Genomic DNA, 14,962 nt, shown 5'->3' on the forward strand with positions numbered 1-14,962 from the left:
GCGAGCAAGCTCACTCCTACAGTGGAAGAGTGTGCTGACGGGTCAATTGATCGGCAGCACGTAGTTCTTGAATTGAGTGTCTTCGCGAAACCCGATCGATTCGTAGACTTTTTGCGCCACGTCGTTGTTGGCGCTGGTAGAGACCCGCATGCGTACGGCTTGGGTTTCCCGGGCCATCTTCTTGGCTTTCTGAATCAGGTGATCGGCCACCAACTGGCGGCGGGCGTCTTCGGCGACGTAGATATCGTTGAGGATCCACACGCGCTTGAGCGATAGCGAGGAGTAGCTGGGGTACAGCTGGCAAAAGCCCAGCAGTTTGCTGTCGTCTTCGTCATGCAAGGCCAGGTAGATGACCGACTCGTCTCGGCGCAGGCGTTTTTCCAGAAAGGCGCGGGAGGAATCAGGGAAAGGCAGCTCGCCATAGAATTCGCGATATTTGACGAACAGGGGGGTTAGTAGGTCCAGGTGCTCCAGGGTGGCTTGGATGATCCGCATAGTTGGGCCTCAGCTTCATTGTCAATTCATGAAAGGGGGAGGGCGCGCCTGGTGCTGGCACAGACGCCCTGACTGTGCCTAAGCGGTTTGCAAAGCGCAATCCAAAGTCGAAATTCCGGTACGCCCACCCTCAACCCCTACAGTTGATGTACCCCGGCGATCACTCACGAGGAAGCGTTGATGGCTCCCACGCTCCGCGTGGTAGCACCTGACCAGACGCTCTGCGTCGTCTGGTGGGTGACGCAGAGCGTCACGGGCGGCATTCCCACGCGGAGCGCGGGAACGAGCATCACGCTGGCGCGGCACATGATGTTCGGCTTTTGGCCGTAAGCCGGCTCAGTTGATGTACCCCGGCGATCGCTCACCAGGAAGCGTTGATGGCTCCCACGCTCCGCGTGGTAGCACCTGGCCAGACGCTCTGCGTCGTCTGGTGGGTGACGCAGAGCATCACGGGCGGCATTCCCACGCGGAGCGTGGGAACGAGCATCACGCTGGCGCGGCACATGATGTTCGGCATCTGGCCGCAGGCCGTGTGCCGGCTTGCTGGCGAATGCGGCGACCCAGTCACAACAGATGTCGACTGACACACTGCATTCGCCAGCGAGCCGGCTTCTACAGGCTTTGGTTTATCGGATTGCAATAAAAACGGCCTCCAAAGAGGCCGCTGGTTATCGAACAACCGGGTTTATCAGAAGAAGCCCAGTGGATTGATGTCGTAGCTCACCAGCAGGTTTTTGGTCTGTTGGTAGTGTTCGAGCGCGATTTTGTGGGTTTCGCGGCCTACGCCCGACTTCTTGTAGCCTCCGAACGCGGCATGTGCCGGGTACAGGTGGTAGCAGTTGGTCCACACACGACCGGCCTTGATCGCGCGCCCCACGCGGTAGGCGCGGTTGATATCGCGGGTCCACAGACCGGCACCCAGGCCGAACTCGGTGTCGTTGGCGATCGCCACGGCTTCGGCTTCATCCTTGAAGGTGGTCACGCTGACCACCGGGCCAAAGATTTCTTCCTGGAACACGCGCATCTTGTTGTTGCCTTTGAGCAACGTTGGCTGGATGTAGTAACCGGTCGCCAGCGAGCCTTCCATCTTCTCGACCTTGCCGCCGGTCAACAGCTCGGCGCCTTCGCCCTGAGCAATCTCGAGGTAGGAAAGAATCTTGTCGAACTGCTGCTGCGAGGCCTGTGCGCCGACCATGGTTTCGGTGTCCAGCGGGTCGCCACGCTTGATCTTCAGCACCTTCTTCATCACCGCTTCCATGAACTGCGGGTAGATCGACTCCTGGACCAGGCAGCGCGACGGGCAGGTGCAGACTTCGCCCTGGTTGAAGAACGCCAGCACCACGCCTTCCGCAGCCTTGTCGATGAACTCCGGCTCGGCCTGCATCACGTCTTCGAAGTAGATGTTCGGCGACTTGCCGCCCAGTTCCACGGTGGACGGGATGATGCTGTCAGCTGCCAGTTTCATGATGTGCGAGCCCACGGGCGTGGAGCCTGTGAACGCGATCTTGGCGATGCGCTTGCTGCTGGCCAGGGCTTCACCGGCTTCGCGGCCATAACCTTGCACCACGTTGAGCACGCCTTTTGGCAGCAGGTCGCCGATCAACTCCATCAGCACAGTGATACCCAGCGGAGTCTGCTCGGCCGGTTTGAGCACGATGCAGTTACCGGCCGCCAGTGCTGGCGCGAGTTTCCAGGCGGCCATCAGGATCGGGAAGTTCCACGGGATGATCTGGCCGACCACGCCCAACGGCTCATGAATGTGGTACGCCACGGTGTTGCCGTCGATTTCTGCGGCGGTGCCTTCCTGCGCCCGCAGTACGCCGGCGAAGTAGCGGAAATGATCGACCGCCAGCGGAATGTCGGCATTAAGGGTTTCGCGAACGGCTTTGCCGTTATCCCAGGTTTCGGTAACCGCCAGCAGTTCCAGGTTCTGCTCGATGCGGTCGGCGATTTTCAGCAGGGTCAGCGAACGTTGCTGAACGGAGGTCTTGCCCCACGCATCGGCAGCGGCGTGGGCAGCGTCCAGGGCTTTATCGATGTCTTCGGCGGTTGAGCGGGGAAACGTGGCAATCAGCTCGCCGGTGATGGGCGAGGTGTTCTCGAAGTACTGGCCTTTGACCGGCGGCACGAACTCGCCACCGATGTAATTGCCGTACTGGGTCTTGAAGGTAACGATCGAGCCTTCAGTACCGGGATGGGCATAACGCATGGTGAATATCTCCTTGCTCTTGTGATTGTGTGGGGATAACGCACGGCTTCAATGGTTATGGCTGCGCTTGATCAAAGCGTAGAGCAAAGCTCGGGCCATTGCCGTTCGGTGCCCGGTTTATCGGGGGTTCGGCGTAAAATCAGGGCCTTGGTGGAGGTCCATGTGCCAGCTTCGGCGCAGTCAGCGTGACACTGTGTATCGAAAGTGGGACAGCCCAGCGGGTTGCGCCTTTGGAAGCATTGCAATGCCCGGATCCGAGGAGGATGCTGGTCGGCAACTCCTGTGGAGAATAATAAGAAGTGCAAAGCAATCATCTGACTCGACATGCCCGGCAAGTCCTGACCGTTGCACAAGGCAAGGCACATCACCTGTATGGGCCTGACGCCGATCCCTCCATTGCGCGCTCATGGCTGCGTTGCCTTGAGGACTATCATCTGGACCCCGCCCAGGCGATGGCGCCGACCGTGCTGGAACATGCGCGCGTGCTGGAAAGCCGCGAACGGCTGCAGCAGGTACTGAGCATTGCCGGCGGCGAGATGAACAGCCTCCATCAGCAGCTTGCCGGCGGCAATGCGGTACTGCTGACCGATGCCCGGGGCGTGATCCTCAACTGCGTCACCGAACCCGGGGAGCGCAAGATCTTCGAGCGTGCCGGCCTGTGGCTGGGTGCGGACTGGAGCGAGGCGCGGGAGGGCACCAACGGCATTGGCACCTGTCTGGTCGAGCGCCAGTCGGTGACCATTCACCGCAACGAGCACTTTCGCGGACGGCACACCGGGCTGACCTGTTCGGCCAGTCCGGTATTCGATCCCCATGGCGACCTGCTGGCGGTGCTCGACGTGTCCTCCGCACGCCACGATGTCTCGCGGCAGAGCCAGTTCCACACCATGGCGCTGGTCAACCTGTCGGCGAAGATGATTGAAAGCAGCTACTTTCTGCGCCACTTCGATGATCAATGGCTGCTGCGTTTTCATTTGCAGGCCGGTTCGGTTGGGCTATTCAGCGAAGGGCTGTTGGCTTTCGATGCCGAGGGCCGCGTCAAAGCGCTCAATCAAAGCGCGTTGAACCTGTTGAGCCTGAACCGCGATGACCTGATTGGCCGGCCGGTTGAATCGCTGTTCGACTGCTCGCTCGATCAACTGCTCAGTCGCGCAGCGCCGGATGCGGCAGCCAGCTGGCCGTTGCGCACGCGGGACGGGCGCGGATTCTTTGCCGTGTTACGTGGGCAATCGCATTGTGCCCCGACAGAATTTGCGCCACCGATCGTCAGCAAAGCGGCGGTACAGCCTTCGTTGAGCGGTATCTGCCTGGGCGACGCTGGGTTGCAGAGCGAATTTCGCCGCGCCCTGAAAGTCTTCGAACGTGACGTGCCGTTGCTGATCAATGGCGAAACCGGCTCTGGCAAGGAGGCGTTTGCCAAGGCCGTGCATCAGGCCAGCCAGCGATCGGATAAACCTTTTGTGGCGTTGAACTGCGCGGCCATCCCGGAAAGCCTGATCGAGAGCGAACTGTTTGGTTATCGCGGTGGCAGTTTCACGGGCGCGCGCAAGGAAGGCATGCGCGGCAAGTTGCAGCAGGCCGATGGCGGCACGCTGTTCCTAGATGAAATTGGCGACATGCCGGTGGCCTTGCAGACACGCCTGCTCCGGGTGCTGGAAGACCGTCTGGTGGTGCCGCTTGGCGGTGAACCGCAATCGGTGGATGTGCGAATCATCAGCGCGACCCACAGGAATCTGCTCGGCCGAGTGGAAGACGGCAGCTTCCGTGAAGACCTTTATTACCGACTCAATGGTCTGGAAGTCGCCCTGCCGCCGTTGCGCGAGCGCAGCGACAAGCAGCAACTGCTGGATTTTTTGCTCGAAGAAGAAGCGGGCGGGCATGTCGTGTTGATCGAGCCATCCGCGAGGCAAGCGCTGCTGGCGTTCGGCTGGCCGGGCAACGTTCGGCAGATGCGCAATGTACTTCGCACCTTGGCGGCGTTGTGCGAAGAGCAGCGCATCTGCCTGGCGGATCTGCCGCCGTTGATTCGTCAGGGCGCGGTTCAGCGGCCCGAAACACCCCAAGCCAGCGACTCGCCACTGGACTGCGCCGAGCGTTCAGCGCTGGTGGCGATGCTCGAAACCCAGCGCTGGCACATGACCCATACGGCTCGGGAGCTGGGTGTCAGCCGCAACACCTTATATAGAAAGCTGCGCAAGCATGGGATCAGCCGCTGAGCCCTGTGACACACCACCCCATCTGCAGGAGTGAGCTTGCTCGCGATCCTGCCCAATCAGGCACTGCTGCAGTGCCTGATGAACCGTCATCGCGAGCAAGCTCACGCCTGCAATGGTTTGCGCACCGCACCGATTCGCCCGGGCCTTGAGCCTGCACAGGGGCTCAGCCCATTCAATTGCCCCGTGCGCACCCCCCACCTTCTAAGCTAACCTGCGCGGATGTTTTAAGAGGTTGGTCATGCACATTCATATTCTGGGTATTTGCGGCACGTTCATGGGTTCGCTGGCGGTTCTGGCCAAGGATCTGGGGCATAAGGTCACCGGCTCCGATGCCAATGTCTATCCGCCGATGAGCACACAGCTTGAGGCGCAGGGCATCACCCTGATGCAGGGCTACGACCCTTCGCACATGGATCCGGCTCCGGATCTGGTGGTCGTGGGCAATGCCATGTCGCGGGGCAACCCGGCTGTCGAATACGTCCTGAATAAAGGCCTGCCTTACGTTTCCGGCCCACAATGGCTAGCCGACCACGTGCTGCGTGGCCGCTGGGTGCTGGCGGTGGCCGGGACCCATGGCAAGACCACCACCAGCAGCATGCTGGCCTGGGTGCTCGAGCACGCGGGTATGGCGCCAGGCTTTCTGATTGGTGGCGTGCCGCAAAATTTCGCGGTGTCCGCACGCTTGGGCGATACACCGTTTTTCGTGGTCGAGGCAGACGAATACGACAGCGCTTTCTTCGACAAACGTTCCAAATTCGTCCATTACGGCCCACGTACGGCGATCCTCAACAACCTTGAGTTCGATCATGCCGACATCTTCCCGGATCTTCCGGCCATCGAGCGACAATTCCACCACTTGGTGCGCACGATCCCGAGCGAGGGTCTGGTGATTCACCCGACCACCGAACCTGCACTGCAGCGTGTGATTCAGATGGGCTGCTGGACACCGGTGCAAACCACCGGGGAGGGCGGCCAGTGGCAGGCGAAACTGCTCAGTGAGGATGGTTCGAAGTTCGAGGTGATCTTCGAAGGCGTCGCCCAAGGTGTCGTGGACTGGGACATGACCGGCCAGCACAACGTCGCCAACGCATTGGCCACGCTGGCTGCCGCCCGGCATGTCGGCGTTGTGCCGCAGCAAGGGGTTGGCGCCCTGAGCGCGTTCAAGAGCGTCAAGCGGCGCATGGAAAAAGTCGCCGAAGTGCGCGGCATCACGATCTACGATGACTTCGCCCACCACCCGACTGCAATCGCTACCACCCTGGATGGCCTGCGCAAGAAGGTTGGCGATTTGCCGATCATTGCCATCGTCGAGCCACGCTCCAATTCCATGAAGCTCGGTGCCCACCGCGACGGTCTGCCGCAAAGCGTCGAGCAGGCCGATCAAGTGGTCTGGTACGCGCCGGCCAATCTGGGTTGGGACCTGGGCGCGACTGCCGCCCAGTGCAAGGTGCCGGCGGTGGTCTGTGACTCTCTGGAAGGCATCATCGAGCGGGTGAAAAGCCAGGCCCAGCCCGGCACTCACGTGGTGATCATGAGCAACGGCGGCTTTGGTGGCCTGCACGGCAAGCTGGCCGAGGCGCTCAAGTGAGCGGCCCGGAGCGTATCACCCTGGCGATGACCGGAGCGTCCGGCGCGCAATACGGGCTGCGTCTGCTCGACTGCCTGGTGCGTGAAGATCGGGAAGTGCATTTCCTGATTTCCAAGGCAGCGCAGTTGGTCATGGCCACTGAAACCGACGTCAGCCTGCCGCCCAAACCGCAGATGATGCAGGCCTTCCTGACTGAATACACCGGCGCGGCGGCCGGGCAGATTCGCGTCTATGGCAAAGAGGACTGGATGTCTCCGGTGGCGTCCGGTTCGGGTTCGCCCAGCGCCATGGTGGTTGTGCCATGCTCGACCGGCACCTTGTCGGCGATTGCCACTGGCGCTTGCAACAACCTGATCGAACGCGCCGCCGACGTGACGCTCAAGGAGCGTCGTCAGCTGATTCTGGTGCCGCGCGAGGCACCGTTCTCCAGCATCCATCTGGAAAACATGCTCAAGCTGTCCAACCTGGGCGCCGTGATTCTTCCGGCATCCCCGGGCTTCTATAACCAGCCACAGACCATCGACGACCTGGTCGATTTCGTCGTGGCGCGGATTCTCAATCTGCTCAACATCCCTCAGGACATGCTGCCGCGTTGGGGCGAGCATCACTTTGGCGCCGATGAATAAGAAACTGTTTGTCCTGACCCTTGGCCTGGTGCTGGCGACCGGTTGTTCGACGGTGCGCACGCTCGACGCCAACCAGCCGGGTGCGCCGGTGGTGTATTCCGGTACGCGGCTGGACCTGTACGCAATCAAAGGCGGTTGTTGCGAGAAAGACCGCTTTGGTGCCGAGGCCCCGAAATACCCGATGCTCGATCTGCCGGGCAGCGCGCTGCTGGATACGGTGCTGCTGCCGTTGTCGGTGCTGACGGTGTTGGGGGTGGGGTTTCAGGCGACGGGCGGGATGTAAATCCGTACTCATGCAGGTCAACGGGTGGGAGCCGGCTTGCTGGCGAATGAATTGAATCAGTGACCCGTCGGTTGACTGCCCCACCGTATTCGCCAGCAAGCCGGCGCCTACAGGTTCTGTGCCAGGCGCAACGATTATGGCGGGTGCGAGAGCCACCGCTGGCAAGCCGGATTGCTACACAGGCTTGTCACCCGCTCATGCAACCGCTACTTGCCCAAGCGCCGCAACTCGTCGGACTCGACAATCCTCACCCCGTCCTGCTCTTCCAACGCCAGGCGCCATAGCGCGCGGGCCAGGTGGCAAGCTTCGATGCCGCCGTATTTGCCGGGGATGAGCTTGGCGATGGGCGCCGCCAGTTGTTCCACCAGACGTTGGTCCTGCCGCTCGCCGATCAGCAATGAGGGGCGGGCGATGGTCAATTGCGGCCAGTCCTGGTCCTTGAGCGCCTGTTCCATCTCGCCTTTGACCCGGCTGTAGAAAATGCTCGAACCGGGATCGGCGTTCACCGCGCTGATCACCAGCAAATGCCGTGCGCCCAAAGCACGGGCGCGTTTGCCGAAGGCCACGACCATTTCCATGTCGACGGCGCGAAAAGCCTCTTCAGAGCCTGCCTGCTTGATCGTGGTGCCCAGGCAACAGAACGCAATGTCCACCCGCCCACCCAGTTCGACCAGCAATGAGGTGAAGTCGCCGATGGGGTTTTCCAGATGCGGATGTTCTGCCAGCGGCCTGCGGCTTGGGGCCAGGACACGGGTGACGGTGGGTTCATTGAGCAGGCGGTCGAGCAGGTGTTCCCCGGTCAGACCCGTGGCTCCGGCAAGCAGGATGTGTTGCGGCGTCAAGTACATGGCCTTTCTCCCTTGATACGACACAAGCATAGGCGCTCTATCGCAACAGACTGCATGCTGACCGGACAGGTTTCACAAAAGCCTGGAAAAATTCATCTGTGCCGTAACGCTGGACCCACCGTGTAGCAGTCCGGCTGGCCGGCGGCAGCGATCTGGAGGGCGCCCCCGCCGGCCAGCCGGACTGCGACAGACCTATGAAGTCTGCCGAATCAATGACTGGCTGCAGCCTTCAACCCCCGGCCAATGGAGACCGTGTTCAACGCCCGTTCCGCCTGGCTTTTGCGCAGTTGCTGCCAGCGCGCGAGCACCGCTTTGGGCGCCCACATCTGCGGTTCGGAGGCCTCGAAGCTTTCTTCGATTTCCCGCTGTGCCACGATAGCCTTGGCGTCGTTGAACGCTTGCTGCAGGTCATCGGTTTCCACTAGCGCCTTGCCAAACAGCGCTTCGCCGAAGTACGTGAAGTCAGCCTCTTCAGAGCAGCCGAAAGACACCCGGTCTTCACGCGAGGCGGTGATCACCAGCGTATGTTCATCCTTGATCGCCGGAATGAAACCGCCGGAATAACAGGCCGAAATCACCACGATCTTGTCGCGGTTCTTCAGCGGCGCAAGCACCCCCGCCATCTCGTTGGCCGGTAGATCCGACAGTTCCATTCGCGGCTGATCGAGTACCAGCTCATGCTCGTGGGTGCCGTGGCTGGTGAGGTAGATGAAGATCAGATCTTCCGCTCCGCTGCGCTGCGCGAGGGTCTGCACCGCACGGCTGATGTTTTCCCGCGTGGCCATCGGCCGGTCGGCCATGTGGTCGCGGTGGTTGACCAGCGAAATCTGCCCATAAGCACCAAAGCGCGAGGCGAGCAGCTTATTGACGTAATCGGCTTCGCGCAGGAATACGCTCTGCTTGCCATCGCCGCCCACGACCAGGCTGTACAGTTCGATGGCGGGCGTGGAGGCAGGTACGGCGGCCAGGGCTTTATCCAGCAGCGCACCTTGAGCCAGCAACCCCACTTCCAGTGGATCGGGCAACAGCTTGCCCAGGGCGTCGCGCACACGTTGACCGTTGGCCCAGGTGCCGCTCTGCACGCTGCCATCGGCAGAGGTCAGCACGCCTGCGCCCTGATAGTTGTCGTTGTCGAACTGGCCAACGTAAAGGCTGCCGTCGGGCAGTTTCAGGTGACCTTCACCGGCGAAGCGCCAGTTACGGAATTGCCCCTGATAATTGGTCCCGTCGGAGCCGATCAGCTCGCCCTTGCCGGTAAATGCGCCATCCTTGAATTGCCCGGACCACACGTCGCCGTCGGCGTTTTCATAGCGCCCGCGGCCGTTCAGCTGGTTGTGATGGAAGCCGCCGACGTACTGATCGCCATCGGCGCTGTTGAAGTTGCCGGTGCCCTCCAGCTGACCCTCGACGAATTTGCCGCTGAACTGGTTACCGGCGGCATCGCTGCGCTGGCCTTCGCCGTTGGGTTTGCCGTGGGAAAACTGGCCTTGATACTCGCTGCCGTCCTCAAGCTCCAGGTGGCCCAGGCCGTCGTACAGGTCGGCCTTGAACTCGCCGCGATAGCTGATGCCATGCTCTTTGAGCGTGCCCTCACCTTCGCGCCGCCCCAGTTTGTAGCCGCCGACGTAGCTGCCGCCGCTGGTGGTCAGGGTCCCCTGGCCATCGAACAGACCATCGCGAAAGCCGCCTTTATAGACGTCGCCATTGCTCGCGTGCCACTCGCCCTGACCATTCCATTGGCCGCTCTTGAACTCCCCGGCATACCAGCTGCCATTGGGATAATCGATACGCCCCTTGCCCTGCAGGACGCCGTTGACCACATCGCCACGATAGCGACCGCCATCGGGCAGACGTGCGTCCGCGGGCAATAGCGATTCGCCGTCGCCGCAGGCGGTGAGCAAAAGAGTGAGGGCCAGAGGAGCAAGCGCGCGCATGGTAAATCCCGAAAATGAGGTGTTTCGGCGTGATCAAAGCGCGGACTTGAATCGAGTCGCTCACACAGCCGCAGCGAGTATGCCGCAGCGGGGAAGTCTCATGAAACAGTCTGTTACGACTGTTTCATGTTTATGAGGTTTATACGAAGCACAGGGACAGGGGTTCAGCGATGAATGCAGGTTTGTCCTGACCTTCGATTTCAAGCGTTGCGGTGGCTTTGAGCAACCATTGGCCGGGTTTCTTCTCGGTCACTTCAGTCAGCGCAACTTTTAGACGAACGCGTGAGTTAACTTTGACCGGCTGGATGAAGCGCACGCTGTCCAGGCCATAGTTGACCACCATCTTCAACCCTTCGGGCAGCACCAGCAGCGACTCCATGAGTTTCGGGATCAATGACAGCGACAGAAAGCCATGGGCGATGGTCGAGCCGAACGGGGTCTGGGCGGCTTTTACCGGATCGACGTGAATGAATTGAAAGTCGCCAGTGGCCTCGGCGAATAAATTGATGCGATCCTGATCGATCGTCAGCCAGTCAGAACTTCCCAGTTCCTTGCCTTCATAACGCTTGAGCTCTGCAACAGGTACATACGGCATCGATACTCTCCTTGTGACATCGGTTTCGTCATGCGTTTTTTGTTTTTTCGGACTTGTGCAGCTATAGGCTCTTTTATTGCTTCGTCTGATCAGCATCGGTCTTGCGCTGATTGGCTCTAGCAGCACGGCTGCCGGCAGTGACGTCCTCAAGATCGCTAATGCCGGCGAGCCGGACTGCTACAGGATCCCGGGAATGAAGATCAGCACGCCCCAGGTTATTGGTCAAGAACACGATGGCTTGCGAATACCGACCCATAGCCCGGTGGGCCTGCGTGCTTATAATGTCGCCGCGAATTTCTGGAGTTTTTTATGTTGCTAAGAGGCCTGACTTGGCTGGTGCTGTTCCAGTTGGTGGGGACGGCGTTGAATCATCTGTTTCTGTCGATACTCCCGGGGCCGATCATCGGGCTGGTGTTGTTGATGATTTACCTGATGACCCGGGGCGAGGTCAGTGAACCCATCAGCCTGGCTGCCAGCAGCCTGTTGCGCTATCTGCCGCTGCTGCTGGTGCCGCCTGCGGTAGGGGTGATGGTCTACGCCGGTCAGATCGCTGACGACTTCTGGGCAATCGTGGGGTCTCTGGTGTTGTCGTTGATGATAGCGCTGACCTTTGCCGGCTGGCTGATGCAGAAGCTCATTGACCGTCAGGCCAAGCGCCGGGAGCCGTCATGAGCGTGGACTGGCAGGGCGCGTGGTTGTCGGTAATCCACCATCCGTTGTTCGGCATCGCCATCACCTTGGGTGCGTATCAAGTAGTGCTGGCCGGTTACGAGAAGACCCGCTGGGTGTTTCTGCAGCCGGTGCTGGTCTCGATGCTGGTGGTGATCGGCGTGCTCGTCAGTTGTGGGCTGAGCTATACCGAATACCGCAAAAGCACCGAAATCCTCAGCGTCCTGTTGGGGCCTGCGACCGTGGCGCTGGCGGTACCGCTTTATCTGAATCTGCGGCGGATCCGGCAGTTGTTCTGGCCGGTGTTGACTACGCTGGTGATTGGCGGCGTGTTTGCGACCGGGCTTTGCGTGGCACTGGGTTGGGCGTTCGGTGCCGATCACATGATCCTGATGACCATGGCACCCAAGTCCGTGACCTCGCCTATCGCGATGCTGGTGGCCGAGCAGATTGGCGGTGTTGCAGCGCTGGCGGCGGTTTTCGTGTTGATCACGGGGGTGATTGGCGGCATATTCGGCCCCGGTCTGCTGACCCTGGCAGGTGTCGAAAGCCCGGAAGCGCGGGGCATGGCCCTGGGCCTGACGGCTCACGCGGTGGGCACTTCGGCGGCCTTGCAGGAAGGTGAAGAGTGCGGTGCCTTCGCGGCACTGGCCATGAGTCTGATGGGTGTCGCCACGGCTCTGTTTTTGCCGCTGGCGGTGTCTCTGGTTGCTTGAGGGTGTGTTTATGTCGTTGCCGTTGTTTCCGCTGAACGCTGTGCTGTTCCCGGGGTGCGTGCTGGATCTGCAGATCTTCGAGGCGCGCTACCTGGACATGATTGGCCGCTGCATGAAACAGGGTGAGGGCTTCGGCGTGGTCTGCATCACTGAAGGCAGTGAGGTCGGGGACGTCCCCGAAGGCTTCTCGCAAATCGGTTGCGAAGCGCTGATGACCGACTTCCAGCAACAGGACAACGGCCTGCTGGGTATTCGCGTGGTGGGCGGGCGGCGTTTTCGCGTCATCGATGCCCAGACCCAGCGCGATAACCTGCTGGTCGCGCAGGTGCAATGGCTGGAAGACCCGCAGGAACGCCCGTTACAGGAAGAAGACGATGATCTGGTCGCGCTGTTGGCGGCGCTGGCGGAGCATCCGATGGTGGCGGCGTTGAACATGGGCCTGACCGCCAGTGGTCAGCAGTCATTGGCCAACCAATTGGCGTACCTGTTGCCATTCGCCGAGGAAGACAAGATCGAACTGCTGGAAATCGACGACGCCGAGGAGCGTCTGGATGCCATCCAGGATCTGCTCGATGAAATGCAGGGCGATATGCAGGCCTGAACTGCCCATATCCTCGTAGCCCAGCCTGCATCCCTTAGTCGCTACCGCGCCCGTGTAGGCCTTCGCTTGCTCGCGATAGCGCAATACCCGTCGCCATCGCAGCTGACAGGACAAAACCAATCGCGGGCAAGCGAAGGCCTACAGGTTTGCTGGGGCTTTTGGGTAACCCTCAATACTGATACCTGATCACCCCATGGGCCAGCGAATGAAACGCAAACCCGCCCAGCAGCGCGACGATTGCCGGTAGCAATAGCCACCAGACGCGTACAGGCAGGGCCGGCAGGGGCTGTCTGTTCTGCACGAACGCCAGGCTTGCGGCGCAGGCAAAGAACGCCAGCAGCATCCCGGCCAGCACGTCTGTCGGCCAATGCACCCCCAGATACACCCGCGACATGGCAATCGAGGTGGCGGGAATCGCACCCAGCAGCAGCCAGGTCAGGCGTAACCGGACCGGCTGCCCGCGACCCGCCAGCACCGCCAGAGTCATGAACAATGCAAACGAGGCCGACGCGTGTCCGCTGGGCATGCTGTACGTCAGGAGCGGGTCGGACAGCACCTCGGGGCGGGCACGGGCGAATACGTGCTTCATGCTCTGGTTAATCAGCGCCGCCCCCAACGTCACCCCGCAGGCGAAGATCGCGTGCCGCCATTGGCGAGTGACCAGCAAGATGATCAGCAGCACGGCAGCGGCACAGAATTGCGTCCTGAAATCGCCCAGGCCGGTAACCAGCACCACGAAGTTTTCCGCTGCTGCGCTGCGATGCTCCTGCACCAGCGTCATCACGCCCTGATCGAAATGCGCCAGATGCGGCCATCCCAGAAACACCGCGATCAATAGAACCAGACTGGCCAGGGCAATCAGTCGGGTGGCGTAGCGCTTGCCACGCACACTGCTTTGCACCGCCACGCCCAGCAAAACCGCGAGCCCCGCGCCCACGACCGCCGCTTCTGGCCAGAAGCCTTCAGGCAGGGGCAGCCGAATCGCGGCACCGGCGGCCCAGCCCGGTAGAATGTACGCCACCGACCAGCCGGCCGCCGCGATCAGGCTGACCGCGGCGAAGCGCACGAACGGCATGTCGCACATGCCGGCGACCATGGGCAACATGGGCCGCAGCGGACCGATGAAACGGCCGACCAGCAGGCTCGCGATGCCATAGCGCTGGAAATAGGTTTCGGCGCCAGCGATCCATTCCGGATGGTGGCGCAGTCCTGGCAGACGTCGAATGTTCTGGTGAAAACGTCGGCCAAGGAAGTAGGAGAGTAAGTCGCCCAGCAGCCCGCCCAGGAACCCCAGCAATAACGCCTCGCTCAAGGGGAGGATGCCGCTGCCGGCCAGCGCGGCAATCGCAAACAGCGCAATTGTGCCGGGAACGATGATGCCGGCGATCGCCATGCATTCCAGAAAGGCGACCAGAAAGATCGCCGTGCCCAGCCATGAGGGATTGACGGTCAGCCAGGCGGTGATGCTGTCGAGCCATGAGCCCATGGGTCAGTTTCCTTGCTCGATGGTGAAGTAGTCGCGGCCTTCGACCTGTCCGCGTCGCAGAGGGTTTCGTGTGCACAAGCGTGCATAGGCTGGATCGACGAAGCGGTACATCAGGTGCTCGTCGCGGCCGCCGGGAATGCCCAGCCGAGTGGTCTGAATGATTTGCGCAGGCGACTGGCCCACGTCTTCGACGAAAAACTGCTGCGGATCGAAGCGTTTGGCGTCCCACATCGGGACTTTCAGACCCAGCGCCTTGCACAGCAGCGTCTGCCCGGCACACAGCCGCTGCGGCGGGCGAATGTTGCCGCTGGCGTCCGGGTTGTTCAAGTGCATCTGCGCCAGGCTGTTTTCGTCCGACATGGCATCGATCCACGGATAAGCCGACTTGATCAGCACCGCATTGCCCGGCCCTTCGGCACTGAAGTTCAGCGAGTCGCCGCCTCGCGCGTAATACATGTAGATGTGACCGCCATCCAGAAACAAAGCCTTACGCTTTTCTGTGTAGCCGAGGGAGGCGTGACTGCCTTTTTCCTCGAGGTAATAGGCTTCGGTCTCTATGATGCGCACCGACAGCCACAACTCGCCGACCTTGTGACGGATCACCTTGCCAAGCAGGTCGCGGGCAAGCGTCTGGGCATCGCGATGGAAAAAACTGTCGGGCAGGGCGCGCTGAGGGGTGTCGGGCATGGGCAGGCA

The 14,962-nt window shown here is 61.1% G+C and carries 15 protein-coding genes; 8 read left to right on the plus strand and 7 right to left on the minus strand.

The genetic code is table 11. From position 1 onward, the window contains the following. Nucleotides 1-42: 42 nt before the first annotated feature. Nucleotides 43-495 (minus strand): GNAT family N-acetyltransferase, encoded by a 453-nt coding sequence (locus ACI2KS_RS24555; RefSeq protein ID WP_404623599.1) that lies wholly within the window; start codon nucleotides 493-495, stop codon nucleotides 43-45. Nucleotides 496-872: 377 nt separating this feature from the next. Between ACI2KS_RS24555 and ACI2KS_RS24560 the strand changes: the two genes are divergently transcribed. After that, the gene (locus ACI2KS_RS24560; RefSeq protein ID WP_404623600.1) at nucleotides 873-1,079 is read left to right on the plus strand and encodes a hypothetical protein; all 207 of its coding nucleotides are present in this window, start codon (nucleotides 873-875) and stop codon (nucleotides 1,077-1,079) included. A 104-nt stretch (nucleotides 1,080-1,183) separates the two neighbouring features. Here ACI2KS_RS24560 and ACI2KS_RS24565 read toward each other — a convergent pair whose 3' ends face one another. After that, nucleotides 1,184-2,704: an aldehyde dehydrogenase family protein gene (locus tag ACI2KS_RS24565; protein ID WP_404623601.1), complete on the minus strand. Its 1,521-nt coding sequence runs from the start codon at nucleotides 2,702-2,704 to the stop codon at nucleotides 1,184-1,186. A gap of 299 nt (nucleotides 2,705-3,003) precedes the next feature. Here ACI2KS_RS24565 and ACI2KS_RS24570 point away from each other — a divergent pair, with 299 nt between their 5' ends. The 4 genes from ACI2KS_RS24570 to ACI2KS_RS24585 all read left to right on the plus strand — a co-directional run bounded on the left by ACI2KS_RS24570 (nucleotide 3,004) and on the right by ACI2KS_RS24585 (nucleotide 7,417). Beyond that, a complete protein-coding gene (locus ACI2KS_RS24570; RefSeq protein WP_404623602.1) occupies nucleotides 3,004-4,920 on the plus strand; it encodes a sigma-54-dependent Fis family transcriptional regulator in 1,917 nt (638 codons plus the stop codon). Between the two features lie 238 nt (nucleotides 4,921-5,158). Then, the gene (mpl, locus tag ACI2KS_RS24575) at nucleotides 5,159-6,508 is read left to right on the plus strand and encodes a UDP-N-acetylmuramate:L-alanyl-gamma-D-glutamyl-meso-diaminopimelate ligase (protein ID WP_404623603.1); all 1,350 of its coding nucleotides are present in this window, start codon (nucleotides 5,159-5,161) and stop codon (nucleotides 6,506-6,508) included. Continuing rightward, nucleotides 6,505-7,134 (plus strand): flavin prenyltransferase UbiX, encoded by a 630-nt coding sequence (gene ubiX, locus ACI2KS_RS24580; RefSeq protein WP_404623604.1) that lies wholly within the window; start codon nucleotides 6,505-6,507, stop codon nucleotides 7,132-7,134. Before mpl ends, ubiX begins: the two co-directional genes overlap by 4 nt. Further along, a complete protein-coding gene (locus tag ACI2KS_RS24585; RefSeq protein ID WP_404623605.1) occupies nucleotides 7,127-7,417 on the plus strand; it encodes a YceK/YidQ family lipoprotein in 291 nt (96 codons plus the stop codon). The genes ubiX and ACI2KS_RS24585 overlap by 8 nt, the downstream gene beginning before the upstream one ends. 206 nt (nucleotides 7,418-7,623) lie before the next feature. Here the strand turns inward: ACI2KS_RS24585 and ACI2KS_RS24590 are convergent, their stop codons facing one another. The 3 genes from ACI2KS_RS24590 to ACI2KS_RS24600 all read right to left on the minus strand — a co-directional run bounded on the left by ACI2KS_RS24590 (nucleotide 7,624) and on the right by ACI2KS_RS24600 (nucleotide 10,794). Next, on the minus strand, nucleotides 7,624-8,265 hold the full coding sequence (locus ACI2KS_RS24590) for an NAD(P)H-binding protein (RefSeq protein ID WP_404623606.1): 642 nt from the start codon (nucleotides 8,263-8,265) through the stop codon (nucleotides 7,624-7,626). Between the two features lie 209 nt (nucleotides 8,266-8,474). Continuing rightward, complete coding sequence (locus ACI2KS_RS24595) at nucleotides 8,475-10,199, minus strand: C13 family peptidase (RefSeq protein ID WP_404623607.1); 1,725 nt, start codon at nucleotides 10,197-10,199, stop codon at nucleotides 8,475-8,477. A gap of 139 nt (nucleotides 10,200-10,338) precedes the next feature. Beyond that, entirely contained in the window at nucleotides 10,339-10,794 is a 456-nt protein-coding gene (locus tag ACI2KS_RS24600) for a MaoC family dehydratase (protein ID WP_404623608.1), read from the minus strand. Nucleotides 10,795-11,103: 309 nt separating this feature from the next. On the opposite strand from ACI2KS_RS24600, the gene ACI2KS_RS24605 reads away from it, so the two are divergent. The 3 genes from ACI2KS_RS24605 to ACI2KS_RS24615 are packed head-to-tail and all read left to right on the plus strand — an operon-like array spanning nucleotide 11,104 to nucleotide 12,780. Continuing rightward, on the plus strand, nucleotides 11,104-11,466 hold the full coding sequence (locus ACI2KS_RS24605; protein ID WP_404623609.1) for a CidA/LrgA family protein: 363 nt from the start codon (nucleotides 11,104-11,106) through the stop codon (nucleotides 11,464-11,466). Next, complete coding sequence (locus ACI2KS_RS24610) at nucleotides 11,463-12,179, plus strand: LrgB family protein (protein WP_404623610.1); 717 nt, start codon at nucleotides 11,463-11,465, stop codon at nucleotides 12,177-12,179. The genes ACI2KS_RS24605 and ACI2KS_RS24610 overlap by 4 nt, the downstream gene beginning before the upstream one ends. A gap of 10 nt (nucleotides 12,180-12,189) precedes the next feature. Continuing rightward, nucleotides 12,190-12,780, plus strand: coding sequence for an LON peptidase substrate-binding domain-containing protein (locus ACI2KS_RS24615; protein ID WP_404623611.1), 591 nt, complete (start codon nucleotides 12,190-12,192; stop codon nucleotides 12,778-12,780). 169 nt (nucleotides 12,781-12,949) lie between these two features. On the opposite strand, the gene ACI2KS_RS24620 is transcribed toward ACI2KS_RS24615, so the two are convergent. Beyond that, entirely contained in the window at nucleotides 12,950-14,266 is a 1,317-nt protein-coding gene (locus ACI2KS_RS24620; protein ID WP_404623612.1) for a bifunctional DedA family/phosphatase PAP2 family protein, read from the minus strand. Between the two features lie 3 nt (nucleotides 14,267-14,269). Further along, nucleotides 14,270-14,953, minus strand: coding sequence for a DNA-3-methyladenine glycosylase (locus ACI2KS_RS24625; RefSeq protein ID WP_404623613.1), 684 nt, complete (start codon nucleotides 14,951-14,953; stop codon nucleotides 14,270-14,272). Between the last annotated feature and the right edge of the window lie 9 nt (nucleotides 14,954-14,962).

Source organism: Pseudomonas sp. NPDC087358 (assembly GCF_044900785.1).
Lineage (GTDB): Bacteria > Pseudomonadota > Gammaproteobacteria > Pseudomonadales > Pseudomonadaceae > Aquipseudomonas.

What these genes read in the sequence shown, in the direction of transcription:
- ACI2KS_RS24555 (WP_404623599.1), bottom strand. Translation starts at nt 495, where the DNA reads ATGCGGATCATCCAAGCCACCCTGGAGCACCTGGACCTACTAACCCCC.
- ACI2KS_RS24615 (WP_404623611.1), top strand. Translation starts at nt 12,190, where the DNA reads ATGTCGTTGCCGTTGTTTCCGCTGAACGCTGTGCTGTTCCCGGGGTGC.
- ACI2KS_RS24560 (WP_404623600.1), top strand. Translation starts at nt 873, where the DNA reads ATGGCTCCCACGCTCCGCGTGGTAGCACCTGGCCAGACGCTCTGCGTC.
- ACI2KS_RS24620 (WP_404623612.1), bottom strand. Translation starts at nt 14,266, where the DNA reads ATGGGCTCATGGCTCGACAGCATCACCGCCTGGCTGACCGTCAATCCC.
- ACI2KS_RS24610 (WP_404623610.1), top strand. Translation starts at nt 11,463, where the DNA reads ATGAGCGTGGACTGGCAGGGCGCGTGGTTGTCGGTAATCCACCATCCG.
- ACI2KS_RS24605 (WP_404623609.1), top strand. Translation starts at nt 11,104, where the DNA reads ATGTTGCTAAGAGGCCTGACTTGGCTGGTGCTGTTCCAGTTGGTGGGG.
- mpl (WP_404623603.1), top strand. Translation starts at nt 5,159, where the DNA reads ATGCACATTCATATTCTGGGTATTTGCGGCACGTTCATGGGTTCGCTG.
- ACI2KS_RS24600 (WP_404623608.1), bottom strand. Translation starts at nt 10,794, where the DNA reads ATGCCGTATGTACCTGTTGCAGAGCTCAAGCGTTATGAAGGCAAGGAA.
- ACI2KS_RS24625 (WP_404623613.1), bottom strand. Translation starts at nt 14,953, where the DNA reads ATGCCCGACACCCCTCAGCGCGCCCTGCCCGACAGTTTTTTCCATCGC.
- ACI2KS_RS24585 (WP_404623605.1), top strand. Translation starts at nt 7,127, where the DNA reads ATGAATAAGAAACTGTTTGTCCTGACCCTTGGCCTGGTGCTGGCGACC.
- ACI2KS_RS24565 (WP_404623601.1), bottom strand. Translation starts at nt 2,704, where the DNA reads ATGCGTTATGCCCATCCCGGTACTGAAGGCTCGATCGTTACCTTCAAG.
- ACI2KS_RS24595 (WP_404623607.1), bottom strand. Translation starts at nt 10,199, where the DNA reads ATGCGCGCGCTTGCTCCTCTGGCCCTCACTCTTTTGCTCACCGCCTGC.
- ACI2KS_RS24590 (WP_404623606.1), bottom strand. Translation starts at nt 8,265, where the DNA reads ATGTACTTGACGCCGCAACACATCCTGCTTGCCGGAGCCACGGGTCTG.